This is a genomic window from Pantoea sp. CTOTU46764, assembly GCF_031974595.1.
In the GTDB taxonomy this organism is placed as follows: domain Bacteria; phylum Pseudomonadota; class Gammaproteobacteria; order Enterobacterales; family Enterobacteriaceae; genus Pantoea; species Pantoea trifolii.
Genome location: NZ_DALYOQ010000066.1, coordinates 1,986 through 27,347, shown reverse-complemented (window position 1 = coordinate 27,347; position 25,362 = coordinate 1,986). Strand labels below are relative to the sequence as shown.

General features: G+C 54.6%; 26 protein-coding genes. 16 read left to right on the top strand and 10 right to left on the bottom strand.

The window, feature by feature from the left end; genetic code table 11:
- Positions 1-61 precede the first annotated feature (61 nt).
- On the bottom strand, positions 62-568 hold the full coding sequence (locus RTM06_RS18180; RefSeq protein ID WP_256698800.1) for a TRAP transporter small permease: 507 nt from the start codon (positions 566-568) through the stop codon (positions 62-64).
- Positions 569-616: 48 nt separating this feature from the next.
- Positions 617-1,594 carry a TRAP transporter substrate-binding protein gene (locus RTM06_RS18175; RefSeq protein WP_312184063.1) on the bottom strand — a complete coding sequence of 326 codons (978 nt, stop codon included), beginning with the start codon at positions 1,592-1,594 and terminating at the stop codon, positions 617-619.
- Positions 1,595-1,964: 370 nt separating this feature from the next.
- Between RTM06_RS18175 and RTM06_RS18170 the strand changes: the two genes are divergently transcribed.
- The 8 genes from RTM06_RS18170 to RTM06_RS18135 all read left to right on the top strand — a co-directional run bounded on the left by RTM06_RS18170 (position 1,965) and on the right by RTM06_RS18135 (position 9,628).
- A complete protein-coding gene (locus RTM06_RS18170; RefSeq protein WP_256698798.1) occupies positions 1,965-2,960 on the top strand; it encodes an MsnO8 family LLM class oxidoreductase in 996 nt (331 codons plus the stop codon).
- A 22-nt stretch (positions 2,961-2,982) separates the two neighbouring features.
- Positions 2,983-4,140 carry an amidohydrolase gene (locus RTM06_RS18165; RefSeq protein ID WP_312184061.1) on the top strand — a complete coding sequence of 386 codons (1,158 nt, stop codon included), beginning with the start codon at positions 2,983-2,985 and terminating at the stop codon, positions 4,138-4,140.
- An 82-nt stretch (positions 4,141-4,222) separates the two neighbouring features.
- A complete protein-coding gene (locus tag RTM06_RS18160) occupies positions 4,223-5,536 on the top strand; it encodes an LLM class flavin-dependent oxidoreductase (RefSeq protein ID WP_312184060.1) in 1,314 nt (437 codons plus the stop codon).
- A gap of 18 nt (positions 5,537-5,554) precedes the next feature.
- The gene (locus RTM06_RS18155; protein WP_312184058.1) at positions 5,555-6,487 is read left to right on the top strand and encodes an ABC transporter substrate-binding protein; all 933 of its coding nucleotides are present in this window, start codon (positions 5,555-5,557) and stop codon (positions 6,485-6,487) included.
- 9 nt (positions 6,488-6,496) lie between these two features.
- Entirely contained in the window at positions 6,497-7,009 is a 513-nt protein-coding gene (locus RTM06_RS18150; RefSeq protein ID WP_312184056.1) for a GNAT family N-acetyltransferase, read from the top strand.
- Positions 7,010-7,018: 9 nt separating this feature from the next.
- On the top strand, positions 7,019-7,945 hold the full coding sequence (locus RTM06_RS18145) for an amino acid ABC transporter permease (protein WP_008108808.1): 927 nt from the start codon (positions 7,019-7,021) through the stop codon (positions 7,943-7,945).
- Positions 7,929-8,723, top strand: a complete 795-nt coding sequence (locus RTM06_RS18140; protein ID WP_265298507.1) for an amino acid ABC transporter ATP-binding protein — start codon at positions 7,929-7,931, stop codon at positions 8,721-8,723. Before RTM06_RS18145 ends, RTM06_RS18140 begins: the two co-directional genes overlap by 17 nt.
- A complete protein-coding gene (locus tag RTM06_RS18135; protein ID WP_256698791.1) occupies positions 8,723-9,628 on the top strand; it encodes an ABC transporter substrate-binding protein in 906 nt (301 codons plus the stop codon). The genes RTM06_RS18140 and RTM06_RS18135 overlap by 1 nt, the downstream gene beginning before the upstream one ends.
- Positions 9,629-9,879: 251 nt before the next feature.
- Here RTM06_RS18135 and RTM06_RS18130 read toward each other — a convergent pair whose 3' ends face one another.
- Positions 9,880-11,241: an EAL domain-containing protein gene (locus tag RTM06_RS18130; protein WP_312184054.1), complete on the bottom strand. Its 1,362-nt coding sequence runs from the start codon at positions 11,239-11,241 to the stop codon at positions 9,880-9,882.
- 199 nt (positions 11,242-11,440) lie between these two features.
- On the opposite strand from RTM06_RS18130, the gene RTM06_RS18125 reads away from it, so the two are divergent.
- The 3 genes from RTM06_RS18125 (at position 11,441) to RTM06_RS18115 (ending at position 13,210) form a co-directional block, all read left to right on the top strand.
- Entirely contained in the window at positions 11,441-12,001 is a 561-nt protein-coding gene (locus RTM06_RS18125; protein ID WP_008108796.1) for a non-canonical purine NTP pyrophosphatase, read from the top strand.
- Positions 11,998-12,792 carry an SIR2 family protein gene (locus tag RTM06_RS18120; RefSeq protein ID WP_008108794.1) on the top strand — a complete coding sequence of 265 codons (795 nt, stop codon included), beginning with the start codon at positions 11,998-12,000 and terminating at the stop codon, positions 12,790-12,792. The genes RTM06_RS18125 and RTM06_RS18120 overlap by 4 nt, the downstream gene beginning before the upstream one ends.
- A 73-nt stretch (positions 12,793-12,865) precedes the next feature.
- A complete protein-coding gene (locus RTM06_RS18115) occupies positions 12,866-13,210 on the top strand; it encodes a YebG family protein (RefSeq protein WP_312184049.1) in 345 nt (114 codons plus the stop codon).
- 50 nt (positions 13,211-13,260) lie between these two features.
- On the opposite strand, the gene RTM06_RS18110 is transcribed toward RTM06_RS18115, so the two are convergent.
- Positions 13,261-14,367, bottom strand: coding sequence for a Fic family protein (locus RTM06_RS18110; protein WP_409455816.1), 1,107 nt, complete (start codon positions 14,365-14,367; stop codon positions 13,261-13,263).
- Between the two features lie 264 nt (positions 14,368-14,631).
- On the opposite strand from RTM06_RS18110, the gene RTM06_RS18105 reads away from it, so the two are divergent.
- A complete protein-coding gene (locus RTM06_RS18105) occupies positions 14,632-16,512 on the top strand; it encodes a methyl-accepting chemotaxis protein (RefSeq protein ID WP_312184044.1) in 1,881 nt (626 codons plus the stop codon).
- Between the two features lie 11 nt (positions 16,513-16,523).
- On the opposite strand, the gene RTM06_RS18100 is transcribed toward RTM06_RS18105, so the two are convergent.
- Together RTM06_RS18100 and RTM06_RS18095 are read right to left on the bottom strand one after the other, a co-directional pair.
- Positions 16,524-17,741 (bottom strand): MFS transporter, encoded by a 1,218-nt coding sequence (locus RTM06_RS18100; RefSeq protein WP_256698785.1) that lies wholly within the window; start codon positions 17,739-17,741, stop codon positions 16,524-16,526.
- Positions 17,742-17,820: 79 nt separating this feature from the next.
- On the bottom strand, positions 17,821-18,819 hold the full coding sequence (locus tag RTM06_RS18095; RefSeq protein ID WP_312184041.1) for a GlxA family transcriptional regulator: 999 nt from the start codon (positions 18,817-18,819) through the stop codon (positions 17,821-17,823).
- A 108-nt stretch (positions 18,820-18,927) separates the two neighbouring features.
- On the opposite strand from RTM06_RS18095, the gene RTM06_RS18090 reads away from it, so the two are divergent.
- Entirely contained in the window at positions 18,928-19,764 is an 837-nt protein-coding gene (locus tag RTM06_RS18090) for an alpha/beta hydrolase (RefSeq protein ID WP_312184039.1), read from the top strand.
- A gap of 82 nt (positions 19,765-19,846) precedes the next feature.
- On the opposite strand, the gene RTM06_RS18085 is transcribed toward RTM06_RS18090, so the two are convergent.
- Complete coding sequence (locus RTM06_RS18085; protein WP_312184037.1) at positions 19,847-21,055, bottom strand: MFS transporter; 1,209 nt, start codon at positions 21,053-21,055, stop codon at positions 19,847-19,849.
- Positions 21,056-21,192: 137 nt separating this feature from the next.
- On the opposite strand from RTM06_RS18085, the gene RTM06_RS18080 reads away from it, so the two are divergent.
- A complete protein-coding gene (locus RTM06_RS18080; protein WP_312184035.1) occupies positions 21,193-21,816 on the top strand; it encodes a TetR/AcrR family transcriptional regulator in 624 nt (207 codons plus the stop codon).
- Between the two features lie 8 nt (positions 21,817-21,824).
- Here RTM06_RS18080 and RTM06_RS18075 read toward each other — a convergent pair whose 3' ends face one another.
- The gene (locus tag RTM06_RS18075; protein WP_312184067.1) at positions 21,825-22,940 is read right to left on the bottom strand and encodes a metallophosphoesterase; all 1,116 of its coding nucleotides are present in this window, start codon (positions 22,938-22,940) and stop codon (positions 21,825-21,827) included.
- Between the two features lie 88 nt (positions 22,941-23,028).
- Positions 23,029-23,385, bottom strand: a complete 357-nt coding sequence (locus tag RTM06_RS18070; protein ID WP_110866970.1) for a MerR family transcriptional regulator — start codon at positions 23,383-23,385, stop codon at positions 23,029-23,031.
- A gap of 86 nt (positions 23,386-23,471) precedes the next feature.
- On the opposite strand from RTM06_RS18070, the gene RTM06_RS18065 reads away from it, so the two are divergent.
- Both RTM06_RS18065 and RTM06_RS18060 read left to right on the top strand, forming a co-directional pair.
- Entirely contained in the window at positions 23,472-24,356 is an 885-nt protein-coding gene (locus tag RTM06_RS18065; RefSeq protein ID WP_409455815.1) for an alpha/beta fold hydrolase, read from the top strand.
- Between the two features lie 56 nt (positions 24,357-24,412).
- Positions 24,413-24,766, top strand: a complete 354-nt coding sequence (locus tag RTM06_RS18060) for an MmcQ/YjbR family DNA-binding protein (protein ID WP_312184030.1) — start codon at positions 24,413-24,415, stop codon at positions 24,764-24,766.
- Positions 24,767-24,782: 16 nt separating this feature from the next.
- Here RTM06_RS18060 and cybB read toward each other — a convergent pair whose 3' ends face one another.
- Positions 24,783-25,322 carry a cytochrome b561 gene (cybB, locus tag RTM06_RS18055; protein ID WP_293793876.1) on the bottom strand — a complete coding sequence of 180 codons (540 nt, stop codon included), beginning with the start codon at positions 25,320-25,322 and terminating at the stop codon, positions 24,783-24,785.
- Positions 25,323-25,362 lie beyond the last annotated feature (40 nt).

Genomic DNA, 25,362 nt, shown 5'->3' with positions numbered 1-25,362 from the left:
CCAGCATCAGCAGCACCAGCAAACTGCCTATCAAAATCAGTGCGTCCATTTTCTTCTCCGCTTAGTGGGTGCCGCCAAGAGTCACGATGGCGCGTTGGCTTTGATCGCCATTAACCAATCGCTCAATCACAAACAACAGCGTAAAGATCGCGCCAACCGGAATCGGCAAATACATTTCGCCGTAGGTCACCACCGGCAATGAGGCCAGCGTTTGCACCCACATCGCTTCGCACAGGTTGTAACTGGCGCGGAAAATCACCAGACAGGTGATGATCATCAGCGCATCAGACAACTTCAGCAGCCAGCGCTGATTGGCGGGCGAGAGCCGGTCGGTCATCATCGACACGCAAATATGCGTGCCGGCGCGGAACCCGACTGGCGCACCAATAAAGGTAAAGATGATCATGCAAATGATGGCGACCGGTTCGGGCCAGGATAAAGCGTCGTTCAGCACATAGCGTGAGAAAATCCCGATGGGAATCACCGTCACCATGATTAACAAGGCAACGGCGGCAATCGCCATGCACAGCAAATAAAGCCCATCCATCAGACGAGAATATGCAGTCATAATGTTTACCTGATTAAAACGCCACGCAGGCACGTGGCGTGGGGAGGATTACTTCACATCAGCAATTTGTTTCATCAAATCCTGATAGTTGCCGCCAAACTGATCGCGCACCGGCTGTGTGGCTTTCATGAAGGTTTCACGGTCGGTTTGCTGGAAGGTCACGCCACCGGCTTTCATCTTCTCGATGGATTGCTGGGTATAGGCTGCCCAAAGCTGGCGTTCTTCCTCCTGCGCCTCTTTGCCTAATTTCTTCAGCAACGCCTGGTCATCCGCCGAGAGACGATTCCACAACGGTTTGGAGTAGAGAATCATTTCAGGCTGAATAAAGTGCCCGCTCAGGGTGTAGTACTTCGCAACGGGCATATAGTTGTGGGCGACAAAAGTTGGCGGGTTGTTTTCAGTGCCATCCACCACGCCGGTTTGCATGGCGCTAAACACTTCGCTCACGCCCATCGCGACCGGATTCGCCCCCATCGCTTTCAAGGTCGCCAGCGAGATCGCACTGTTTTGCACGCGGATTTTCATGCCCTTGAGATCTTCGGGTTTGGCGATCGGCTTTTTGGTGATCATGTTGCGCACGCCGGCATCGGTCCAGCCGAGGAAAATCATGCGGGCGTTGGGATCGTTATCGAATTTCTCGACGATACTTTTCCCGATATCACCATCCAGCACCTTGTGCATATGATCTTCATCGCGAAAAACATACGGCAAGGTTAATACGCTGGTTTCCGGCGCGATGCTGGTGACCGGTGCCAGTGAAACACGAATCATATCAATCGCGCCCAGTTGCACCTGCTGCAGCGTTTGGTCTTCATCACCCAATACGCCACCGGCGTAAACCTTCATCTCTAACCGCCCGTCAGTGGCTTTTTTCAGCTTCTCGCCCATGTGTTCAAGTGCTACCACGGTGGGATAACCCGCCGGTTGTACTTCGGCCACTTTGATGACTTTAGCGGACGCCACGGCAGGGCAAAACGCTGCCGCAGAGGATAACGAAACGACCAGAAGTAATTTTTTAAACGTCATGCTTTTTCTCCAGCTAAGGGGGAGGCAGGAAGGTGCGGCGCATTGATTTTGTCGAGAGGTGCCGCGTGGTGCCAGCATAGAGAAAATAGTGGCTGGAAAAATAAGGGAATGGCGATTGGATGAATTGCGTCACATTTTGAAACGATGTTTTAATAATTTTATATTGAATATCACATTTTCAAAACATCACCACAACAATCCCTATTCAGCGGGGATAATTGTGTGTTTTCAAAGGAGTTTACACCAAACGGTCCAATCTATCTCCCTGATATGCATAAAGTAAATATAGATACGACAATATCATGTTTTACGAACCCGCCTTCTGCGCCACACACTACTCGCCATATTCATGACGATAAGGATAAGGCGCATGTCATACCGACTGAGTTTGCTGGATAAATCGCCGATTGCTGATGGAGAGACAGCCAGCCACGCGCTACACCGTACTTTACAGCTGGCGCAGCAGGCGGAAAGCTGGGGTTATCACCGCTTCTGGTTGGCGGAACACCACAACAGCGATCGTCTGGCGAGCCCGTCGCCGGAACTGCTGATCGCCTGGATCATCGGCCAGACACAACACATTCGCGTCGGCTCCGGCGGTGTGATGCTGCAACATTACAGCCCGTACAAAGTGGCGGAAAACTTCAACCTGCTGGCGTCATTAGCGCCGGGACGCATTGACGTCGGCGTCGGCAAAGCGCCAGGCGGCTTGCCGCTCTCGACGCGTGCGCTGCAGCTGGGCGTACATCTGCAGGAGAAAGGCAGCTTCGCCGAACAGTTGACGCTGCTGGATAGCTGGCTGCATGTGCCGCCGGTGGGCGACGAAGAAATTCTGCGCGCCACGCCGCAGCCGCCGCGTCCGGCCAATCGTTTCCTGCTGGGTGCCAGTGAAGAGAGCGCCAAACTGGCGGCGGAACTCGGCTGGCAGCTGGTGTTCGCTGCGCATCACAACGGCGATCCGCAATTAATGGAAAAAGTCCTTAACAGCTATCGCCAGCACAGCAACGGCCAGCGCGCGCTGGTGGCGGTACAAGTGGTGGTGGCAGATTCTCCGGCAGAAGCCGATCTGCTGGTGGATAACCTGCGCGTGTATCACGTCAGCGTCAAAGATGGCCCAAGCGTGAATGTCGGCAGCGTCGAGCAGGCCGAACGCTACGTGCGTCAGGGCGGTTACAGCGATTACGTGATTGAACCGCGCACGCCGTCGCTGCTGAAAGGCACCGCCGCGCAGGTGCATGCCAAGTTGGATGCGCTGCATCAGCATTTCGGCATTGAAGAGTTTGTGATTGATACGCCGGTGGCTGAAGAGCAGGCGCGCGTGAAATCACTTGAACTGCTGGCCACTCACCGTTTAGTCACGGCTTGATTTGCTGCTTACGGAGGCAGGTATGACGCAATTTAGCGAACATCAGCTGATTGACTGGCGACGTGAGCTGCACAGCTGGCCGGAGTTATCCGGTCGCGAAGTCGAAACCACCGCGCGCCTGCGCCGCTGGTTACAGGACGCCGGTTTGCGTCTGCTGGATTACCCGCTGGAAACCGGCGTGATCGTGGAAGTGGGGCGCGGCGACACGCTGATTGCGCTGCGTGCCGATATCGATGCACTACCGATTCACGAAGCCACCGGACTGGCATACCGTTCGCGCAACAGCGGCGTGATGCACGCCTGCGGTCATGACGTACACAGCGCGGTGATGCTGGGCGCAGCTTTGCAGTTGAAAGCCGTTGAAGATCAATTGCCGGGCCGCATTCGTATTCTGTTCCAACCGGCGGAAGAGAACGCCACCGGCGCACGCCAGTTGATCAATGCGGGCGTTTTGGACGGGGTGCAGGCGATTTTCGGCATGCACAATGAACCCGGTTTGCCGACCGGCACCTTCGCCACACGCGGCGGCGCGTTTTACGCCAATGCGGATAAATTTATCGTGCGCGTTTCCGGTAAAGGGGCGCACGCCGCGCATCCGGAAGAGGGCGTGGACAGCATTGTGGTCGCCAGCCAGATCATTCAGGCGCTGCAATCGCTGACCAGCCGCAGCTTTAATACGCTGGACAGCTTAGTGCTCAGCGTGACGCGCATTGACGCTGGAAAAACCTGGAACGTGCTGCCCGGCGAGGCCGAATTTGGCGGTACGGTGCGCACCCATGACAAACAGGTGCGCGCCGAGCTGGAACAGCGCGCCCGCACGCTGGTCGAGAACATCGCCGCCGCCAACGGTGCCAGCGCCACTTTTAGCTGGCATCCCGGTCCGCCGGTGCTGGAAAACGATGCGCGTTGGGCGCAGTTTGCCAGCAACGTGGCGCAGCAGGCGGGTTACCGCGTGCAGACCGCTGAGCTGCACCTCGGCGGCGAAGATTTCGCTTACTACTTACAGCAGATCCCCGGCGCGTTTGTCAGCATTGGCAGCGCCAGCGAATTTGGTCTGCATCATGGCGGCTTCAATCCCGATGAAGCGCTGATTGCCCCCGCTGCACACTACTTTACGCAACTGGCTCAGCAAGCGTTGCAGCACCTCAATGCGCGATGTCGTGACGCCATTCTGAACTAGCCCGATTTACTGATTTCATTTCGATTCTGTACGGCGACACGATGTCGCCGTCAGGCTGCGCTTTGGCAAAAGAGAGAACATTATGACTGCAAGACAACTGCGATTGGGCACCATTCTGCATGGCGCATCCGGCAATATGTCCGCGTGGCGTCATCCGGCGGCGCTGGCGGATGCCAGCATCAATTTTGATTACGCCAAACACATTGCACGCAAGGCGGAAGCGGGCAAGCTGGATTTCCTGTTTGTTGCCGATGGCCTGTTCATCAACGAAAAATCGATTCCCCACTTCCTCAATCGCTTCGAGCCGCTGACCTTGCTGTCGGCGCTGGCGGGCGTCACCGAACATCTCGGTTTGGTTGGCACGGTTTCCACTTCGTACAGCGAGCCGTTCACCGTGGCGCGTCAGTTTGCCAGCCTCGATCATCTGAGCGGCGGTCGTGCGGGCTGGAACGTCGTGACCTCGCCGCTGGAGGGATCGGCGAAGAACTTCTCGCGTCAGCAGCATCCTGAACACGCGCTGCGCTATCGCATCGCCGATGAGTATCTGCAAGTGGTGAAAGGGCTGTGGGATTCGTGGGAAGGCGACGCTTTTGTGCGGAATAAACAGAGCGGCAAGTTCTTCGATCCCGAAAAGCTGCACACGCTGAATCACCACGGCGATTTTTTCCAGGTGCAAGGACCGCTGAATATCGAACGCACGCCACAAGGACGTCCGGTGGTGTTCCAGGCGGGCGCATCGGAAGATGGCCGCAAGCTGGCCGCTAAACATGCTGACGCCATCTTCACCCACCAGCCGACGCGCGAAGAAGCGCAGGCATTCTACCGCGATGTGAAAAAACAGCTGGTGGCGAATGGCCGCGAGCCGGGCGATCTGCACATTTTCCAGGGCGTTGGCGTGATTGTGGGCGACAGTGCGGAAGATGTGGAGCAGCAGTATCAAACCACCGCCGCGCTGGTTTCCATCAAAGATGCGCTCAACTATCTCGGTCGCTTCTTTGATCATCACGACTTTTCACAATATCCGCTGGATGAGCCGTTCCCGGCACTCGGCGATATCGGGCAAAACAGCTTCCGCAGCACCACCGACGAAATCAAACGCAAGGCGCGCGAGCATGGCCACACGCTGCGTCAGGCGGCGCTGGAAGCCGCCACGCCGCGTCCGCTGTTTCACGGCACGCCAGAGCAGGTGGCCGACGGTTTGCAGCTGTGGTTTGAGAGCGAAGCCACCGATGGCTTCATCATTCAGGGCGGCACGCCAGATACCTTCGAACGCTTTGTCGATCGCGTGGTACCGATTCTGCAAGCGCGCGGGTTAACCCGCAGCGACTATCCCGGCACCACGCTGCGCGCCAGCTTTGGTTTGAAAGATCCGGTTAATCAATACACACAAAAATAAAACACGAGAATAAACGCTATGCAGAAAAAATCCCTTATCGCGCTGCTGTTGCTGGGCATGAGCAGCGCTGTATTCGCCGATGATGTGGCGGTTAATGGTCAGAACGTCAGTGTTGAAGCCAACAAAACGCCGGTCAATACCGCGAAGAATGACGCCGCAGTAGCACAGATTCCGGCCGGACATCGCTTCGCCGTGCCGGGCTCGTTCACCGTGGCGGTGGCCGCGCTAAATTCGCCGCCATTAACCGTATTCAGTGATGACAACAAAACCCTGCTCGGCAGCGAAGTGGATATCGCCCGCTTAGTCGCCGACAGCCTGGGTTTAAAACTCAACGTGGTGCCCACCTCGTGGGAAGACTGGCCGCTGGGCGTGGCATCGGGCAAATACGATGCGGCGATCAGTAACGTGACCGTCACCAAAGAGCGCAAAGAGCGCTTCGATTTCGCCACCTATCGCAAAGATTCACTCGGCTTTTACGTCAAATCCAGCAGCCCGATCAAGGCGATCACTAAAGCGGAAGATATCGCCGGACTGCGCATTATCGTCGGCTCTGGCACCAATCAGGAATCGATCCTGCTGGCGTGGGATAAAGCCAATCAGGCCAAAGGATTGAAGCCGTTTACGCCGGTGTATACCAAAGATGATGCGGCACAAACGCTGGCGCTGCAGTCCGGTCGCGCCGATGCCTTTTTCGGTCCGAACGTGATTGGCGCATGGAAAGCGGCGCTAACTAAGCAAACGCGTTTGGTTGGCAGCGTTGATGGTGGCTGGCCGAAAGCGGCGCATATCGCGGTGACGGTGAAGAAAAATGGCGGCCTGGTGCAGCCGATCAACACCGCGCTGAATGGCGTGATCAAAAACGGCGATTACGACAAGGTGCTGAAGCGTTGGGGTGAAGGCGTTGAGCGTATCGACAGTTCAGAGATCAATCCGGCCGGATTGGGCGATTAAGGAGGCCGCATGAGCGAGCAACTGTTCCGCGAAGTGTCACCGGAAGCGCCTGAGCTGCAGCCGATTTTGACCGGACTGTTTGGTGAATACAGCGCGCGCTACGGCGCGTTCTTCACCAGCCAAAAAGAGGTTGAGCTGACCGAATGGTATTTGCCGCCGCGTGGGCTGTTTATCGTGCTGGAGCGTGACGGCGAGATCATCGCGATGGGCGCGTACAAACCTTATGACGCGTTGACCGCTGAGTTTAAACGCATCTGGACGCGCAGCGATCTACGACGTCAGGGATTGGCGCTGCTGATTCTGCAGGAACTGGAACGTCGCGCACTGCGTGCAGGCTACCAGCGCGTGTTTCTCACCACCGGTTTCCGCCAGCCGGAAGCGGTGAAGTTGTATATCGGCCACGGTTATCAGCCGCAGTTTGAGCTGCTGGAGGATATGGAAGTCTACAGCCAGCCGCCACACGATGGACGCTTGCGCTTCCTGAAAGTGATTGATGTGCATAGCGTGGCGCAGGCCAGCTAAGGAGTTGCAATGAGTAATGAACCACAACGTTTAACCGTGGTGCCGGCGCGTTATCCGGCACGTACCGTCGGCGCGATTGTCGCGCTGTTTATTCTGGCCAGTGTGATTGATTCTGTTGCCTTTAATCCGCGCTGGGAATGGGGCGTGTTCGCCAAATGGTTTTTTGATCCGGTGATCCTGAGCGGTTTAGGGCAAACGCTGCTGCTGACGCTGTTTGGCACCATTCTCAGCCTGATTTTCGGCGGTTTGCTGGCGCTGGCGCGTCTCTCGTCATCATGGCTGCTTAGCACGCTGGCGTTCGGCTATATCTGGCTGTTCCGCTCGCTGCCGCTGATTGTGGTACTGATCATCCTCTACAACTTCTCCTATCTGTACGACACGCTGTCGCTCGGCATTCCGTTTACCGCGCTGTCGTGGGGCCACTTCCAGACCATCAACGTGCTCGGCCAGTTCCCGGCGGCGGTGATTGGTTTGACGCTGGTGCAGAGCGCCTATAGCGCCGAAATCATTCGCGGCGGCTTTTTGGGTGTCGATCACGGCCAGTTTGAAGCGGCGTCGGCGTTGGGATTATCCTCCACGCGCCGCACCTTTCGCATCATTCTGCCGCAGGCGCTGCGCGCGATTATTCCCACCACCTTTAATGAAATCATCAGCCTCGCCAAAGGCACCTCAATGGTGTACGTGCTGGCGATGCCGGAACTGTTTTACACCATCCAGATGATCTACAACCGCACGCAGCAGGTGATTCCGCTGCTGATGGTTGGCGCGGCCTGGTATCTGATTATCACCACCGTCTTGTCACTGCTGCAGCACAGCGTTGAGCGCTGGCTGGCGCGCAGTGTCACCCGTGAACCGCAGCCGTCGCGCTGGCGTCAATGGCGTAACCGCAGCGCCAAACCTGCTACCGAGGAGCTTTCCCATGTCCGAAGCCATTGATTACCGCAATCTGCATAGCGCTGGCGCCATCAGCATCACCGGCGTGAGCAAGTCGTTCGGCAAACTGAAAGCGCTGGATGATGTGTCGCTGGAGCTGGAACCGGGGTCGGTGACGGTGATTCTCGGGCCATCCGGCTCGGGTAAATCGACGCTGCTGCGCACCATCAACCATCTGGAGCGCGTCGATGAAGGTTATATCCAGATCGATGGCGATTACATCGGTTATCAGCGGCGCGGCGACAAACTGTATGAGCTGAAAGAGCAGGCGATTCTGCGTCAGCGCATTAACGTTGGCTATGTGTTCCAGAACTTCAATCTGTTCCCGCATCTGACGGTGCTGGATAACCTGATTGAAGCACCGATTGCGCATCGTCAGCTGTCGCGCCGTGAAGCGATCGATCGCGCCGGTGAGTTGCTGGATGTGGTTGGCCTGCGCCATAAAGCCGATGCCTGGCCGCGCCATTTGTCGGGCGGCCAGCAGCAGCGTATCGCCATTGCGCGAGCCTTGATGCTTAACCCACGTGTGATGCTGTTTGATGAACCGACGTCGGCGCTCGATCCCGAACTGGTGGGCGAAGTACTGGATGTGATTAAAAAGCTGGCGCGTTCCGGCACCACGCTGGTGATTGTCACGCACGAAGTCGGTTTTGCGCGAGAAGTGGCGGATAACGTGGTGTTTATGGTCGATGGCCGCATTGTCGAGCAGGGCAGCAGCCATCAGGTATTGAATCAGCCGCGCCACGAGCGCACCAAACGTTTTCTGGCGCGGGTACTTTAATGGAACGCGTGATGATTACGGCGTTGCTGACAGTGATGTTAGGCGCGCCAGCCATCGCAGCAGAAACGCTGGATGCCAAAAACAACGAAACGCCAATTAACATTGCGGCGAATCCACAGGCTATCGCGAAAATTCCGGCGGGTTTTCACTTTGTTAATCCGGGTTATCTGACCGTTGCCACCACGTCGATGAATTCGCCGCCCATCGGGTTGTGGGCGTCGGATAATAAAACGCTGATTGGCAGCGATCCGGATATTGCACGTCTGCTGGCGGATAGTTTGGGCTTAAAACTGAAACTGGTGCCAGCCGCCTGGGAAGATTGGCCGCTGGGCATCACCGCCGGACGTTACGACGTGGCGATGTTCAATATTGCCGTTACCGAAGAGCGTAAAAAGAAGTTCGATTTCGCTACCTATCGCGCGGATAACCATGCATTTGCGGTGAAAACCAACAGCGCAATCACCGCGATTAAAGGCCGCGAAGATGTGGCGGGTAAGCGCATTATTGTTGGATCAGGCACCAATCAGGAGCGGATTTTACTCAGCTGGGATGAGAAGAACCGCGCGCAGGGCTTAGCGCCGGTGCAGCCGATCTATCTCAACGATGATGCGGCAGCCACGCTGGCACTGCTTTCCGGGCGTGCCGATGCCTCGTTTGGCCCGCAGGCGATGGCAGCATGGAAAGTCGCTTCGCGCGGGCAAACCAAAATCGTCGGCCACGGACCTTTTCGTGCGTGGGTGGCGGTGACCACTAAAAAAGGCAATGGATTGGATGTGGCGCTGCAGCAGGCGATCAACGGTGCGATTGCCAGCGGCGAATATAAACAAGTGTTGGCACGCTGGGGCGAACAGGAAGAGGCGGTGGAAACCTCGCAGGTAAATCCTCCGGGGATTGTTTATCAGTGATTATTTGTTCCGGTCGCCATAAATGGCGACCCTACAATGGTATGGCGCGGTTTTCGTAGGGTGCGCATTAATGCGCACCTGGTCGCCATAAATGCCGATCGTACGAATATAAGGCGCGGTTTGTAGGGTGCGCATTAATGCGCACCTCGTCGGCATAGATATCGATCGTACGAATATATGACGCGGTTTTGTAGGGTGCGCATTTATGCGCACCTGGTCACCATAAATGGCGTTTCGATAAAAACTGAGGGTTATATTTTCGCTTTTTTGATCCAGACCAGCGCATCAGCAACCGGCAGCGGGCGGGCGAAATGGTAGCCCTGAAACAGATGACAACCTTTATCACGCAGGTAGGTAAAATACTCCTCACTCTCAATGCCTTCGGCGAGCACATTCAGTCCCATTTCACGCGATAACTCGATGGTTTTCTGCACCACTATGGCGGATGATTCGTTTTTAAAAATCTGCATGATTAATGATTTATCGATCTTAATATCATTAATAGCAAAATCACTGATCGACTTAAGTGATGAATAGCCGACGCCAAAGTCATCAATCGCCCATTTAACACCCAGCTGACTAAAATGGCTGATCACATCACCAATGCGCTTTTGATCATAGACAAAGGTGGTTTCAGTAATTTCAAACTTCAGGCGCTCTGGACGGATTTTATAATGCGATAGCGTCAACAAGGTATCCTGGGTGAAATCGCGGTGTATTAACTGCAGCGGACTGATGTTAATCGAAAAGACCAAATCACCGAGATACTGACCGCGATCCCATTCGGCGATTTGCTGCAAGGCGCGTTCCATCACCCATTTGCCAATCTCTATTATCAAACCACTTTTCTCGGCCACGGGAATAAACACTTCTGGCGAGATAAAGCCTTTCGAAGGATGCTTCCAGCGTAGCAAGGCTTCAAAGCCGATCAGTTTTTTATGGTTATCCACCTGTGGCTGGTAATAGAGTTCCAGCTGGTTTTTTTCGATAGCTTGTGAAAGTTCGCGTTTGATTAAATCGGTTTCAGAGTAATTGCCACGCAGTGTGAATGCCGTCAACAAGAGTGCGATCATCGGCACAGCGCAGTTAACGATATAAAAGCCGGACTCATGCGGAATATTGAGCTCAAAGGCGCTATGTTGCCATGTTAATCCGGTAGAAATAAAAAAGAGATAAACCGCCAGGCAGATTATCGGGAATATTTTACTTAAGTAAGTAGTTTGCTGGCGTAATACCAATGCTGAACCCACGGTTAACGCCACCAAATAATTGTACTCGGAGTGTTTCTCTACCGCATGACCATTATCCAGCAGGAAAAGCAGCATTATGATCAGTAACAAAGTATGGACGATGAGGTAGAGATGTTTGTTCAGCCGGTTACTGAAAGCCGCAAGGACAATATAAAATCCTATCACGGTACTCAGGCAGTATAAGGCTGTGACACCATTTTCTCCCCTGATGAAATTAGTCGCTACCATATAAAAACCCGCCAGGATGCTGGAAAATCCAGCAATCAGCAGCGTTAAGCGTAATTTTTTCTCTGGGTTATCACCCTGCAAAATGAAGGGCAAATCTCTTAGCATGGAATATCTGGAATTAAAATAAGAGATCATCTGAGGTTCTCATTTTTCTTTGTCATATTTTTCAAATAGCGGCGCATAATTATTTTAGATTCATGCCCGGTGAAAGTCATAGTTTTGTTTACTTAAATAATTGATTGTTCCTACCCAGTTCCCGGTATGCACGTTAGAATCAACTACCAACGGAGAGGCTTTTACCGAGCTTAAACCCACTTTCAACGTACTGATTGCAATGAAAATACGATTCCTGTCTGCCAACGAGCTAAAGCTGGCCGAGGTGCGTACCATCCTTGAGCCGGTCGGTGTCGAAGTGCTGCCCATCGCACGCCGTATTGAAGAGATTCAGACTGAAAATGAGGTCGAACTGGTGCGCGATAAGCTCACCAAAGCGTTCTCGATTATTGGTCGTCCGCTGTTTGTCGAGCACACCGGGCTCTATCTGGATGGTCTGAACGGCTTACCAGCCGGGCTGACGCGCATATTCTGGAGCCGCCTGAACGCCGAACGCTTCACCAAACTGGTGAACGGTCTCGATAGTCCCTGCGTCACGGCGAAAACCGTGCTCGGCTATTGTGACGGGCAGAAAATGTATCAATTCGAAGGCGAACTGCGCGGCACCATCGCCACCGAGCCTGCCGGTCCACGCGAATTTCAGTGGGACTGCGTGTTTATCCCGGAAGGGCATACGCAAACCTTCGCCGAAATGGGCGAGCTAAAAAATGAGATTTCGATGCGTCGACTGGCGCTGGACCGCTTCGCTACCTTTTTGAAAACATCGCGGGGATTAGCATGAAACCCGAGCTTAAACGCGCCTACGATGCCGGTAAATTGATTCTGTTTGCCGGTGCGGGCATTTCGCGCAATCTGGGCTTACCAGAATGGCATGAGCTGATTGCGCATCTGGCTAAAGAACTGGGCTACGACCCGAAAATCTTCAACACCTACGGCACACATTTGTCGTTGGCGGAGTATTACAAACAACGTAAAGGCTCGCTGGGACCGCTGCGCAGCTGGATGGATCGCGAATGGCATCGTCCGGATATTGATGTGCGCAGTTCTGAAATCCACACCATGATCACGCAAGGCAACTTCTCACGCATCTATACCACCAATTACGATCGCTGGCTGGAGATGGCGCATGAAGCGCACAACGTGCCTTACAGCAAAGTGGCGAATGCGGCGGATTTGGTATCGTTGACCGAAGATAAGCGCCATATCATTAAGTTACATGGTGATTTCGACGACGATACTTCCATCGTGCTAGATGAAAGCAGCTACTTTGAACGGCTCTATTTTGATTCGCCGCTGGATATCAAACTCACGCACGACGTGATGGGCAACTCGGTGTTGTTTGTGGGCTACAGCATCAGCGATTTCAATATTCGTCTGTTATTCTACCGCCTGACAAAAATGTGGGGCCGCACCGGATTGGCTACCGCGCGTCCGAAATCGTACCTGTTCACCAACCGCAATAATCCGGTGGCGAAAGAGGTGTTGGGGCAGTGGGGCATTGAGATGATCGTCTCGGAAGAGGACGATCCGCGCAAAGCGTTGGCGCTGTTTCTGGAAGAATTACTGGCTTAAAGGCAGAAAGTCATTGCCTGGAAAAGTTTGATCAGAATATACTGTATATAAATACAGTTAACCGAGGTGCATCATGGCAGTCGAAACCAAATATGTTGTAGTCAGAAAGGGTGAAGAAAAAATGACGTTTGCCAACAAAAAAGACGCGGATGCCTGGGACAAAATGCTGGATATGGCAGACGCCTTCACCGATTGGCTTCAGCAGCATCAGCCAGAACTGGGTGAAGCGCAGGCCGAAGCATTGGGTCTGCTGTTGGCTGAACAGAAAGACGCGGTGCAGCATATCCTGCGCACCAGCAAGCTGCCGGAAAGCGTAAAGGGAGAGGTTTCGCAAGCGCCTGAAGCTTCTGCGGAAACCGAGACCGAAGCGGAAACGGCAGCACCGGAAAAGAAAGTTCGCGCCGTTAAAGCGGCGTAATTGGTTTCGTCAGGTGTGCATTGATGCGCACCTGATTATCTTCCGCACCCTCAATGTTTAATCTGATACCGCGTGCTGCGCCCGCCGCCGGGTAATTTCTCCAGACACCCTTTCGCCAGCAATTCAGTCAGATGTCGCGTCGCGGTAGCTTTACTCACTTTCGCCACTTTCTGGTACTGGCCTGCGCTGATGCCTTCACTGAACCCCTGTTCTCCGCCATCCAGTAAGCGATTCAGCACGCGGGTTTGCTCGGCACTCAATTCAGCTGCATTGTGCATCAACCAGAAGCGCGCTTTATTTTGCGTGCGCGTGACGGTTTCCAGTGCCTTTTCAAGACTTTCATTCAGCACATCACAAAACCACAGCAACCAATCGGTGACGTCCATTGCGCCGCGCTGCGTCTCCTGCAGGATGCGGTAATAATCGGCGCGTCGCGCCAGAATCGATGCGGACATGGCATACAAACGGATGCTCTGGCTATCAGCCTGCGCCAGCGCCAAATCTGTGAGGGCGCGCGTGATACGTCCATTACCGTCATCAAACGGGTGCAGCGTAACAAACCACAAGTGGCACAACGCAGCGCGCAACAGCGGATCGAGCAGCGGATCTTCGCGACTGTGATTAAACCAGGCATTAAATTGCTCTAGCTGCGCTTCCAGCCCGGCGCGTGCTGGCGCTTCGAAATGTACCGTTGGTCGATCGATACGGCCTGAAACCACCTGCATTGGCTCATCGCCGCGCAGCGTGCCGACATTTAACCGCTTAATGGTCCATTCACTTTCGGGAAACAGCCAGCGATGCCACTGACATATACGCGCCAACGTTAATTCCTGATCGCGTTGCGTAATGGCATCCATCATCATGGTTGCCAAACCTTCTGAACGTTCGGAAACCGGGTAAGGCTGATCGAGCGAAACGCCCAAACGGCGGGCAAGCGAAGATCGTACCGACTGCGCGTTGACGCGCTCATCTTCAATCGCTGAAGAAGAGAGGATATTGCTTAGCAGCGTATCCAGCGTTTGTTGTTCGCTATTGTCTTGCACGCTGGCGCGGCCCAGCAAGACGCCGCGTTGCTGCTGCAACTGGCGCAGGCGCGGCAGTATTTTTTCATCCTGCCAGCGAAACCGCGGCCAATCGGGCTGCTGCCAAATCCACATCATAAGCTCACTCCTGAATTGCATGAGCTGAATAGGGTTGATATTCGGCTCATATAGTGAGCTGAATAATAGCCTTTATTCGGCTCATTGACCAGAAGGGAGCGGGCGCTGGCCTAAAGCCGGTTGCCATTAGTGGCGACCCTACGGAGTTTAATATGTCGCCATCAAGTTCCCCCGCTGCGCGCCGATAAAGTGTTCAAAGGGATGTACGCGCACAGGGAGTGGTTCTGATTACCGAAAAGTGTCAACTCCAGGAGCGCCATAATGGCCAAACACGCATCACCTAAGAAAAAAATGAGCACCCGCACGCAGATGCTGCTGACGGGCGCCTTAACCATCACGCTCGGCTTTGCCGTGACCATCGGCGTGCTTAGCTGGCAATCCAGTAATGAACAAAAGTCGCTGGCTGAAAACTACCTGCAGCAGATAGCGCAAAGCCAGGCGCTGCAAATTCAGCATCAGCTCAGTTATGCGCGCGATGTGGCGCACAACCTCGGCCACAGCCTGATTGCGCTGCCAGCGGCGGGAATTCAGGATCGTAAAGTCGCCGATAAGCTGATGGAATCTGCGCTGCGCGATAATCCTGATTATCTGTCGATCTCGGTGATCTTTGAAGAGAACGCCTTCGACGGACGTGACGCGGAGTTTGCCACCCAACCCAACGCGGCACCCAAAGGGCGCTATGCGTTCTTTGTCGACCGCGATCAAAGCGGCAAATTCAACCTGCATCCGCTGACCTCCATCTTCACGCCGGGTCAGGGCGATTACTATCTGCTGCCACAAAAAAGCCAGAAAGACATGCTGATCGAGCCATACAGCTACGCCTACAACGGTGTGCCGACGCTGCTGACCTCGGTGGCGGCACTGCAGGAGAAGGTCAACAAAATCAAACCGTGGGAAGGCAGCGGCTATGCGATGTTGCTCTCCAGCGCGGGCAATGTGGTCTCTTATCCGGATAAAAGCCAGACCAGCAAGCCGTGGAAAGGCGATACCAACAATTTCAGCAGCAGCGTGATGGAGCATCATGATGCGTTGCTGGGTGAAGATGTGTTGGTGACGTGGCAGCCGGTGGTAATTGGTAACAGCGATCAGAAATGGTATCTCGGCGTGGTTGCGCCGGTCAGCCAGGTAATGGCTGCGGCACATCGTCAAATGATCAACGCGGTGATCCTGATGATCATCAGCATTCTGGTGGTGTGTACGCTGCTGGGTATGCTGTTCAGCCGCAAAGTGCTGAAGCCGATTGGTGGCGAACCGCTGGAAGCCGCGACCATCGCGCTGGCCGTCGCCGATGGCAAACTCGATAACATCATCACGCTTAAAGGTCGCGATAACAGCAGCTTGTTCTATGCGCTGCATACCATGCAAAACCAGCTGCGCGATATCGTGGGACAGATTCAGGATGCCAGTTCGTCGGTGCGTCAGGGCGCGGGTGAAATCGCCAGCGGCAACCTCAATCTGGCCTCGCGCACTGAGCAGCAAGCTGCCGCGCTGGAGCAAACGGCCGCCAGCATGGAGCAGATCACCGCCACGGTGAAACACAACGCCACCAACGCGCATCAGGCAACAACGTTGACCGACAATGCCACGCATATCGCCAGCCGCGGTGAAACGCTGGTGGGCGAAGTGGTGCAAACCATGGCGCAGATCGACGATAGCGCGAAGAAGATTGGTGACATCACCGCCATCATCAACAGCATCGCCTTCCAGACCAATATTCTGGCGCTGAACGCCGCAGTAGAAGCGGCACGCGCCGGGGAACAAGGGCGCGGCTTTGCTGTGGTGGCGTCGGAAGTGCGTAATCTGGCCCAGCGCAGCGCCAATGCGGTGAAAGATATCGGCGCGCTGATTGAAGAATCCACGCAGCGCGTCGGCAGCGGCGTGCAGCTGGTGCAGGATGCCGGTAGAACCATGCAGGAGATGACCCAGGCGGTGAATTCAGTGCGCACCATCATTGGTGAAATTGTGATTGCGTCCGATGAGCAGGCGCGCGGCATCAGCCAGGTGACCATCGCGGTGAACGAGATGGACAGCACCACGCAGCAAAACGCCGCGCTGGTGCAGGAGATGTCTGCCGCCGCCAGTTCGTTGGAAGATCAGGCCTCGCAGCTGGCGAACACCGTTGGGCGTTTCCAGCTGAGTTAATCGAGCCTTAGCTAAGAACGCGCTGAGCGTGGCACGCCGTTTTTCTCTGAATAACGGCTGCCTATCCACCAGGTGATCAGCGCCGCCAGGGCGATCGCGCCCAGCACGGCAAATGCACTGCGATAGGAATAGGCTGCGGCTATGTTTCCCGCCAACGCGGGACTCATTGCCGCGCCGATGCCCTGCATGAGCATGATAAAGCCCTGACCGGCATTGGTATGTCCGCTGCCCTCGAGCACCTTCACGATATAACCCGGCACCGCCACGCCCAGCAGACCCGCCGCTACGCCATCCAGAATCTGTACCGGAATCATGAAATAAGCGCCGTCAAAAGCGGAGGCAATCAACGCACGTAACGGCAGCACCAGCAGCGCCGCCGTGATCAGCACGGGATAGCCAAAACGCGGTGCGTGACGTGCAGCATACAGCGCCATGGGAATCATCACACATTGTGAAATAACCACCGTGGCGGCAGCATAAAGTCCGGGGCTGATGGCTGCATTGTGTGCTGCCGCCACCCGCAGGCTCAGCATAGGTAACAGCGCGGCATTGCCAAGATGGAAGAGTAACAGCGTAACTCCCGTAATAATGACGGCAGGATTACGGGCAATCTGATAAAGACGTGGGACGTTGCTAACCGATTCGCTGCCAGAAAGCCCGCGCGCGGCAAGGTTATCGATGTCATTATGGCGAATAGCCAGCACGGCTGCACCTGCACACAGCGCCATCGTTGTCATGAGTACAAACACCGCACCCGTGCCCCACAACCACACGGAAGCACCCGCAATAATGGCGGCTGTCATATTACCGCCGTGGTTGAAGGCTTCATTTCTCCCCATTTGATGGCTGAATCCTTGCGGACCGGCCAGGCCAAGGGTAATACCCGTCAACATCGGCGCGATGAGCGCGGCGGAAAGGCCAGTCACAATCTGCGATAAAACCACGATCCATCCCTGATGGAAATACCACAGCAGTAAGGTGGATAGGGTGATCAGGAGTGAACCTATGAGCAGCAACGATCGTTTATGGCGAGTAGCGTCTGTGGCTAAACCCGCCGGCAGGGTGGCAACCAGCCCTGCAAGGCCACCGGCGGTCATCACCCAGCCAATATCTCCTGCATTCCAGTGGCGTTCTGTCAGAAATATGCCGAGAAAAGGCCCAAGACCATCTCGTACGTCAGCCATAAAAAAGTTAACCAGACACAGAGCCTGAAGCGAACGCAGTGGCATAGAAATCCTTAGCAAGTAATCGGAACGGGACGAACGTAATCATGGCAGGAAAACGGCAATTTTCCTGCTGTGATGGGCGTTAATTATGTTGTCGGGTACCAAACCGCTGCCGATACTGGCCGGGCGTGACGCCGGTGAGCTTGCGGAAAATTTTGCGGAAAGCGGAAGGGTCGCTGTAGCCGATCTCCCAGGCGATCTGATCGACCGAACGATTACTCAGCTCCAGCGCGTCGCGCGCTTTCATAATGCGTACCTGCTGCAAATAATCCGTTGGTCGCAGGCCGGTCGCTTTCTGGAAATGGCGCAGAAAAGTACGTGGCGTCATGCTTGCCAGCGCCGACATGCTCTCAATGCTGTGCTGCTCGGCAACATGGGCATGAAGATGATGCTGCGCGCGCAGAATCAGGCTATCACCGTGATCGAAATTGGGGATAAATGCCGAATAGGTGCTTTGCTCGCGTCGCGGCGGGTCGATCAGTAAAAAGCGTGAGGTCGCCAGCATGGTGCCGGTGCCGAGCACTTTTTCGATCAGCGTTAAACCCAAATCCGTCCACGCCAAAATCCCACCGGCGGTAATAATGTCGCCATCGTCAATCACCATATTTTCCACCGCGACGTCTACCGCAGGAAAACGCTCCGACAGCGTCTGTGCAAAGGCCCAGTGCGTGGTGGCGCGACGATGATCGATCAGTCCGGTTTCGGCCAGCACAAAGGCACCGGCGCACACCGAACAGAGTGTTACGCCTGCGTCATAAAGCTTACTCATCCAATTGGCGGGCACCTTCATGGGCACCATTTTCGCTGGCACCACCAGACTTGGCGGCGCAATCACGTGGCTCAGGCGATGTGCTGTATCGGGATGGCTATCCCAGACGCAAACCATGTGATCGCTGTGCGCATCAATCTGCCAATGTGAGACACGAATCGTCCGCTTGCGCTCTTCACCCGATATATTCTCGGCCCATTCCGCAGCAATCCTGAACATATCGGTTAAGCCATATATCGCCGCGAGTTGGCAATCGGGATAGATCACTAAGCCAATCTCCGCGACAACGCTGCTTTCATCAGTTTTTATCATTTGTCAGTTACGGCCCTTAATGTGTCATATTTGACAATATTAGCCGTTGCCGCTTTCCATGACAATAAGCCCATCGAACGCAGACAATCACATACAGAGGACTTACTCATGAGCAACGGCATCATCACCACTCAAGACGGTACCAAAATCTTTTATAAAGACTGGGGCCCGAAAAATGCCCAACCGGTGGTGTTTCACCACGGCTGGCCGTTAAGCGCCGATGACTGGGACAACCAAATGTTGTTCTTCTTAGCGCAAGGTTATCGCGTTATCGCCCACGACCGTCGCGGCCATGGCCGTTCCGATCAGACCGCTAGCGGCAACGATATGAACACTTACGCCGCCGACGTGGCAGAACTGGCTAACGCGCTGGACCTACGCAACGCTATCCATATCGGTCACTCAACCGGTGGCGGTGAAGTGGCGCGTTATGTAGCGCACGCTGAGCCAGGCCGCGTGGCGAAGGCGGTGTTGATGGGCGCCGTGCCGCCAATCATGTTGCAAACCGACGCCAATCCGGAAGGTTTACCGAAATCGGTGTTTGACGGTTTTCGCTCGGCGCTGGCAGCCAACCGCGCGCAGTTCTTTATCGATGTGCCAGCGGGTCCGTTCTATGGTTTCAACCGTCCGGGAGTGAGAGTCAGTCAGGGCTTGATCGATAACTGGTGGCGTCAGGGCATGGCGGGCGGCGCTAAGGCGCAGTACGACTGTATCGCTGCGTTCTCGGAAACCGATTTTACCGAAGATTTAAAAGCGATAACCGTGCCAGTATTGGTGCTGCACGGGGAAGACGATCAGGTGGTGCCGATTAATGATTCGGCGCATAAGGCGATTAAGCTGCTGAAACAGGGCACGCTGAAAACCTACCCAGGCTTGTCGCACGGTATGTTCGCGACGCATCCTGAGCAGATTAACCCCGATTTGTTAGCGTTTGCGAAAGCGTAAATTACCGAGTTCACGAATCGTAGCGGCGCAATTATTTGCGCGATAAATCGCGCCGCTACAGCATGTGCAATGTATGTTTACGCTAAGCCACCGGTGTCATGCCGGTTTGCCGGCTGTTCGCAGCCGGGAAACCCTGCTTAGCACGCAGCGCAATTCCCAACGCGACCAACAGCAATAGCAGAATCGCCCACGGAAAAGATTGGGAGCCGACATGTTCCAGCAACATTCCGCCGGTCAAACCGCCGAGGGCGATAGCGCTGTTCCAGGTGACGACATTCATGGAGAGCGCGACATCGGCATATTCGCCGGCGGCATCTGCCAAAGCCGTTTGCAGCAGCGTCGCGGCACCGCCGAAGGTGAGTCCCCAAACGGCTATGCCCGCATAGATCACGGCGGGTGTTGGCGTACTTAGACCAAAAATCACCGACACCGCAGCAAAGATGGAGAGTGACAGCAGCACCGCTTTGCGCAGATGCGTATCAATGATCTTACCGGTAATGAATATTCCCCCCAATGCCGCAATACCAAAGATCAGCAGCACCACATCCACGCGATCAGCCAGACCGGCTGAAGCAATGAACGGTGCAATGTAGGTGTAGAGAATGTTATGCGCCAGCATCCAGGTCAGCACCACGCCGAGCACGGCACTTACGCCGGGGAGGCGTAATACTGCGCCGAGCGGCATTTTTTGCGTGGCAGATTGGCCGGGATGGTTCGGCACGGCCAGCAAAATCCAGCCGATAAGAATGAGAGAGAGACCCGACATGGCGGCAAATGTCAGACGCCATCCCAGCAACGAACCCATCCATGTGCCTGCCGGAACACCGAGTGAAAGAGCGATTGGCGTGCCCACCATGGCGAGCGCCAATGCGCGTCCCTGCAGCGATGGAACCACCATTCTTCGCGCATAGCCCGCAATCAGACTCCACGCCAAACCGGCTGACGCACCAGCAAAAAATCGCGCTATTAAGATGATGACAACGTCAGAAGAGACGGCGGTAAGAGTGTTAAACAGCAGAAATCCACACACGGTGCTCAGCAGCACAACCCGGCGCGACCAGCTTCGGGTCAGCAATGTGAGCGGAATCGCGGCCAGTAGCGAACCGGCTGCATAGGAGGTAACCCATTGACCGGCCAGCGAGGGGGAAATATTAAGCCCCTGACTGATTTGTGGCAGCAATCCGGCGGGTATGGTTTCAGTCAGGATGCAGATAAAACCTGCCATCGCGAGCGCCAAAAGCGCCATGATTGGCAGCCGTTGGGCTTCTTCGTGCTTAAACGTTGAATTCATTATTTAGCCTGCTCTTGATTTGCAACAGCGCCGCGAAGCGCCATGAATATATGTATCGATCGGTATTTATATTGCGGAGGCGAGCTGTGCGTTGTCAATGAATTCTGTATCGATTAGTATAAATGGCGGAGGATGTGATGATGAGAACAGGCAGACCAAGACAATTTGACCGGGATGAAGCGGTGATCAAAGCGATGCACCTTTTCTGGGAGAACGGCTATGAATCAACCTCGCTGGCGCAGCTCAAAGCCTCTATAGGTAAAGGCATCACCGCGCCAAGCTTCTATGCCGCGTTTGGATCGAAAGAGGCACTCTTTGCTGAAACCGTGAACTGTTATTTGCAAACCCATGCTCAGGTCACGGAAGCCTTGTGGGATAGCAGCGTGCCCGGACGCCAGGCGCTGGAAACTGCGCTGCTCAACTCCGCCAGAATGCAGTACGATCCTTCGCATCCGCGCGGATGTATGGTTGCGCTAAGCGTGATGTCTTCCTGCTCCGATGAAAACCGCCACGTGTTAAAACCGCTTGAAGCATCGCGGATGCGTACTCGTGAAGGGATCAAGCATTGCGTTGAAAGAGGGATCAGCAGCGGTGAATTGAGAGATGAGGAAGAGACGCTTTCCCTGGCGGTCAGCTTCAACAGCTTTATGCTGGGCATCTCGACGCTGGCGCGGGATGACGTCCCTCTCGCCGAAATTGAGCGGGGAATCGCTCAGATGATGAGGTTATGGGATGCCTCGCGGACAATCCCACAACCTTAAACAGCGCGTTACGGTTTGCGCTTTAGCGTAATGCGGGTCAACTCCGATGGTCGGCCCAAACGCACCGCCATGCCTGGCCAGAGCGCGGTGCCATTGTTGACGTAGAGCTGCATGCCGTCGACCTGATACAAACCCGACACGAAGCCCGCGTTGGGTTTGGCAAACAGGCGATCAAAGCCAACAATCAGGCCGCCGTGCGTATGGCCGGAGAGTTGCAGATCGATGTTTTTGAGCGCGTTTTGACGCGCGTTACGCGGCTGGTGGTCGAGCAAGATCACCGGAGCGTTTTCCGGCGCACCGGCCAGCGCCAGTTCCAAATCGGGGCCAACTGCGCCACGTCGTGCTGCTGACGTATCCGGCATGCCGGCGATCACCAGTTCGGCGTTATCGCGCTTAATCACCGTATGACGATTGAGTAACGGCTCAAGACCCAGTGATGCCAGATGCGCGGTCCAGCGCTCCTGCTCAAAGAAATATTCGTGATTGCCGGTGATAGCAAACACGCCATCGCGGGCATGTAATCCGCGCAACGGCTCGACGTCCGCGCGACGATTCTGCAGCGTGCCATCAATCACATCGCCGGTGACCAGAATCAGATCGACATCCAGCGTCATGGCTTTTTGCACCAGCGCGCGCGTCCATTTCTCGTTGAAGAGTTTGGTGATGTGCATATCGGTCAACTGCAACAGTTGATAGCCTTCGAATTCGCGCGGAAGGTTGTCAATCTCAATGGTCACATCTTTGATCGGCGGCACGCGGATAGCCTGATAAACGCCAACCGTGGCAAGAATCAAGGCAAACGCCGCCGCCACATAACGCACCGCAGGCACGATTTCGAACGGATGGCGGAACAACAGTGAAACCAGCGCCACTACATCAATCACAAACTGCGTCAGCGCGAGGAATAAAACGGCGCTGAAACCCCAGTTGAACAGGATGACGATGGCGCGCGGCATTTCCGGCGAGAACATGCTGCCAGAGGTAAAACGGCTCACCAGCAGATATTGCGAAGCCAGCAACACCAGCAGAGAAAGGATGATTTTTAACAGCAAGGGCATGGCTAACGGGAACAAAAATCGGGCGATCACATACCAGCTCGGTATGCTGAAAATCAGATGGAACATCATTCACTTCCCTGGTCTAAGAGCGCTGATTTAGCGCAAAAATTTATCCGCAAAGAACATTACTGACCGCACTGTTAATAAAACCGCATCATCGGGTGATGCCTTCAGCCAGCGTGGCCATCAGCAATGCCCGACGAGATTCGAGTTCACTAATTTGGCGTTCAATATCCGCCAGTCGCTTATATTGCACAGCCTGAGTTTCCGGGCAGAATGCTGCCCCTTCGATCATGCGCATACAATCCGGAAAAGAGCAGATTTCGGCAATGCTGAAACCGGTATTGATGAGCCGTTGAATCTGGCGCACCTGGGTGATCGCCTGTGGCGGGAAAAAACGGTATCCATTGCAGGCACGTGTTGAAGTTAGCAGATGATGGCGATCGTAATGACGAATGGCGCGCACGCTCACACCTGTCTCTCTTGCCAGCTCTCCAATTGATAACTGCATAAGTGACTCCCCATAAAGCGGCTTGACTCTGACATCAGTGTCAGGGTTCAGGATAGCCGGGAATCATTCATTTAAGGAGATTTTTTATGCTGTTACTTTTTAAACGCACAATGTTTATCGGCGTTCTCATGCTCTTTTCTGCCACGCTGTTTGCCGCTGAGAAGCAGTACTCCATTACCGCGCCAGATGGCGTGAAGCTGGCAGTACAGGAATCAGGTAATCCTGATGGTTTACCTATTGTGTTTATTCATGGTTTGCTTGGCAGCCACTTAAACTGGGAAAAACAGATCAGTGACGCGCAGTTACAGCAACGCTATCGGCTGATTACATTCGATATGCGTGGGCACGGTTTATCCGACAAGCCAGAACAAGAATCAGCTTACCGCGATGGGAAACGCTGGGCCGACGATCTCCGCGCAGTAATTAATCAAAGCCATGCCAATAAGCCGTTATTAGTCGGATGGTCATTGGGCGGGGCGGTGATCACCAACTACCTGGCGGCCTATGGTGACGGTAATATCAGTGGCGCTATCTACGTCGACGGTGTGGTAGAGCTCAATCCCACATTGATTCCGGCGCATGACGTATATGGCGCAATGACGGCAAGTGATTTGAAAACACATCTGGATGGCGAGCGGGCCTTTCTGCAGCTATGTTTTTACCAGCAACCTGACCGCACCACCTTTGAACGCCTGCTGGCCAACGCCGCGCTGGCTGCGTGGCCCATGCAACGAGCGGTGCCCACCATGACCATTGCATTAGAAAAAGGAGTAAAAAATGTGCGTGTGCCGCTGCTGTTCATCTACGGTGAGCATGATGCATTGGTGAATCCTGCTGCATCTCTCGCCAGAGTAAAGGGTATCAATTCGCGCATTCAGACACAGATGTTTGCCGATTCTGGCCATGCGCCATTTATCGAAGAACCTGCGCGTTTTAATCGAACACTGGCAACGTTTGCTTCAGCTTTATAAAGTCTCAGGGCCGCCATCTTCGGCGGCCCTTATCCCGCGTTCACCACGGAGGATGCATGCAACGCCAGCAGCTGTTCGACTACATCATTCAGCACTATCAGGTAGAACCCGATTATCCGTGGAAAAAGCACAGTGAATATGCGGTGCTGCGTCATCCGCGGCACCGCAAATGGTTTGCGCTGGTGTTCCCGCTGGAAAGTCACAAACTCGGTTTACCGGATGGGCCGGTAATTGACGTGATGAACATCAAAGCACGACCTGAACTGATTGGGTCGCTGCGCCAGTTGCCCGGCGTTTATCCGGCTTACCACATGAACAAAGAGCATTGGCTGAGCATCACGCTGGAGAACGGCTTGCCGGATAGCGAGATTCTGGCGTTGCTGGATGACAGCTTTAGTCTGACACTTTAGTGACACTGTAACTTTTTTAACGTGAGCGACGCGACGGCATCATGCGCATTAAAGTGTTGTCTTTAAACAGATAATGATGTGCCAGCGCGGCAACGGCGTGAATGCCGATCAGCCAGTAACCATATGGCGCGAGGGTTTCATGCCACCCCGCAATCGTATCGGCGAAATCCGGATCAGGATCGCCACTCACCGGCATCGGAATACCAAAAATCCACCAGGTTCGTCCCATATAGAAACGCGACAGAATCCCCAGCGTCGGTAAGACGATGAAAAACACGTAGATCGCCAGATGCATCAGATGCGCCAGCCCGGTTTGCCAGTGCGGTGGTTTGGGCACAATTGCCGGGCTGCGATGACGAAAACGCAGCAGGATGCGCGACAGCATAATCACCAGCACACAGCTTCCAGCGCTGAAGTGACCAATGATCATGGCAAAGCCTTGCCACGAACCGCGCGTCGCCAATCCACGAAATTCCATGGTGCAATACGCAGTGACGACCAACAGGAAGGTCAACCAATGAAGAAAAATCTGTGATGGGGCATATTTATTGCTCATCTCTAATCCGTAAATATATCTGGCGGGACGTTTAATTTAA

Bases quoted from the DNA above. Each gene is read 5' to 3' on its own strand.
- RTM06_RS18180 (WP_256698800.1), bottom strand. From the start codon at position 568: ATGACTGCATATTCTCGTCTGATGGATGGGCTTTATTTGCTGTGCATG.
- RTM06_RS18175 (WP_312184063.1), bottom strand. From the start codon at position 1,594: ATGACGTTTAAAAAATTACTTCTGGTCGTTTCGTTATCCTCTGCGGCA.
- RTM06_RS18170 (WP_256698798.1), top strand. From the start codon at position 1,965: ATGTCATACCGACTGAGTTTGCTGGATAAATCGCCGATTGCTGATGGA.
- RTM06_RS18165 (WP_312184061.1), top strand. From the start codon at position 2,983: ATGACGCAATTTAGCGAACATCAGCTGATTGACTGGCGACGTGAGCTG.
- RTM06_RS18160 (WP_312184060.1), top strand. From the start codon at position 4,223: ATGACTGCAAGACAACTGCGATTGGGCACCATTCTGCATGGCGCATCC.
- RTM06_RS18155 (WP_312184058.1), top strand. From the start codon at position 5,555: ATGCAGAAAAAATCCCTTATCGCGCTGCTGTTGCTGGGCATGAGCAGC.
- RTM06_RS18150 (WP_312184056.1), top strand. From the start codon at position 6,497: ATGAGCGAGCAACTGTTCCGCGAAGTGTCACCGGAAGCGCCTGAGCTG.
- RTM06_RS18145 (WP_008108808.1), top strand. From the start codon at position 7,019: ATGAGTAATGAACCACAACGTTTAACCGTGGTGCCGGCGCGTTATCCG.
- RTM06_RS18140 (WP_265298507.1), top strand. From the start codon at position 7,929: ATGTCCGAAGCCATTGATTACCGCAATCTGCATAGCGCTGGCGCCATC.
- RTM06_RS18135 (WP_256698791.1), top strand. From the start codon at position 8,723: ATGGAACGCGTGATGATTACGGCGTTGCTGACAGTGATGTTAGGCGCG.
- RTM06_RS18130 (WP_312184054.1), bottom strand. From the start codon at position 11,241: ATGATCTCTTATTTTAATTCCAGATATTCCATGCTAAGAGATTTGCCC.
- RTM06_RS18125 (WP_008108796.1), top strand. From the start codon at position 11,441: ATGAAAATACGATTCCTGTCTGCCAACGAGCTAAAGCTGGCCGAGGTG.
- RTM06_RS18120 (WP_008108794.1), top strand. From the start codon at position 11,998: ATGAAACCCGAGCTTAAACGCGCCTACGATGCCGGTAAATTGATTCTG.
- RTM06_RS18115 (WP_312184049.1), top strand. From the start codon at position 12,866: ATGGCAGTCGAAACCAAATATGTTGTAGTCAGAAAGGGTGAAGAAAAA.
- RTM06_RS18110 (WP_409455816.1), bottom strand. From the start codon at position 14,367: ATGTGGATTTGGCAGCAGCCCGATTGGCCGCGGTTTCGCTGGCAGGAT.
- RTM06_RS18105 (WP_312184044.1), top strand. From the start codon at position 14,632: ATGGCCAAACACGCATCACCTAAGAAAAAAATGAGCACCCGCACGCAG.
- RTM06_RS18100 (WP_256698785.1), bottom strand. From the start codon at position 17,741: ATGCCACTGCGTTCGCTTCAGGCTCTGTGTCTGGTTAACTTTTTTATG.
- RTM06_RS18095 (WP_312184041.1), bottom strand. From the start codon at position 18,819: ATGATAAAAACTGATGAAAGCAGCGTTGTCGCGGAGATTGGCTTAGTG.
- RTM06_RS18090 (WP_312184039.1), top strand. From the start codon at position 18,928: ATGAGCAACGGCATCATCACCACTCAAGACGGTACCAAAATCTTTTAT.
- RTM06_RS18085 (WP_312184037.1), bottom strand. From the start codon at position 21,055: ATGAATTCAACGTTTAAGCACGAAGAAGCCCAACGGCTGCCAATCATG.
- RTM06_RS18080 (WP_312184035.1), top strand. From the start codon at position 21,193: ATGATGAGAACAGGCAGACCAAGACAATTTGACCGGGATGAAGCGGTG.
- RTM06_RS18075 (WP_312184067.1), bottom strand. From the start codon at position 22,940: ATGTTCCATCTGATTTTCAGCATACCGAGCTGGTATGTGATCGCCCGA.
- RTM06_RS18070 (WP_110866970.1), bottom strand. From the start codon at position 23,385: ATGCAGTTATCAATTGGAGAGCTGGCAAGAGAGACAGGTGTGAGCGTG.
- RTM06_RS18065 (WP_409455815.1), top strand. From the start codon at position 23,472: ATGCTGTTACTTTTTAAACGCACAATGTTTATCGGCGTTCTCATGCTC.
- RTM06_RS18060 (WP_312184030.1), top strand. From the start codon at position 24,413: ATGCAACGCCAGCAGCTGTTCGACTACATCATTCAGCACTATCAGGTA.
- cybB (WP_293793876.1), bottom strand. From the start codon at position 25,322: ATGAGCAATAAATATGCCCCATCACAGATTTTTCTTCATTGGTTGACC.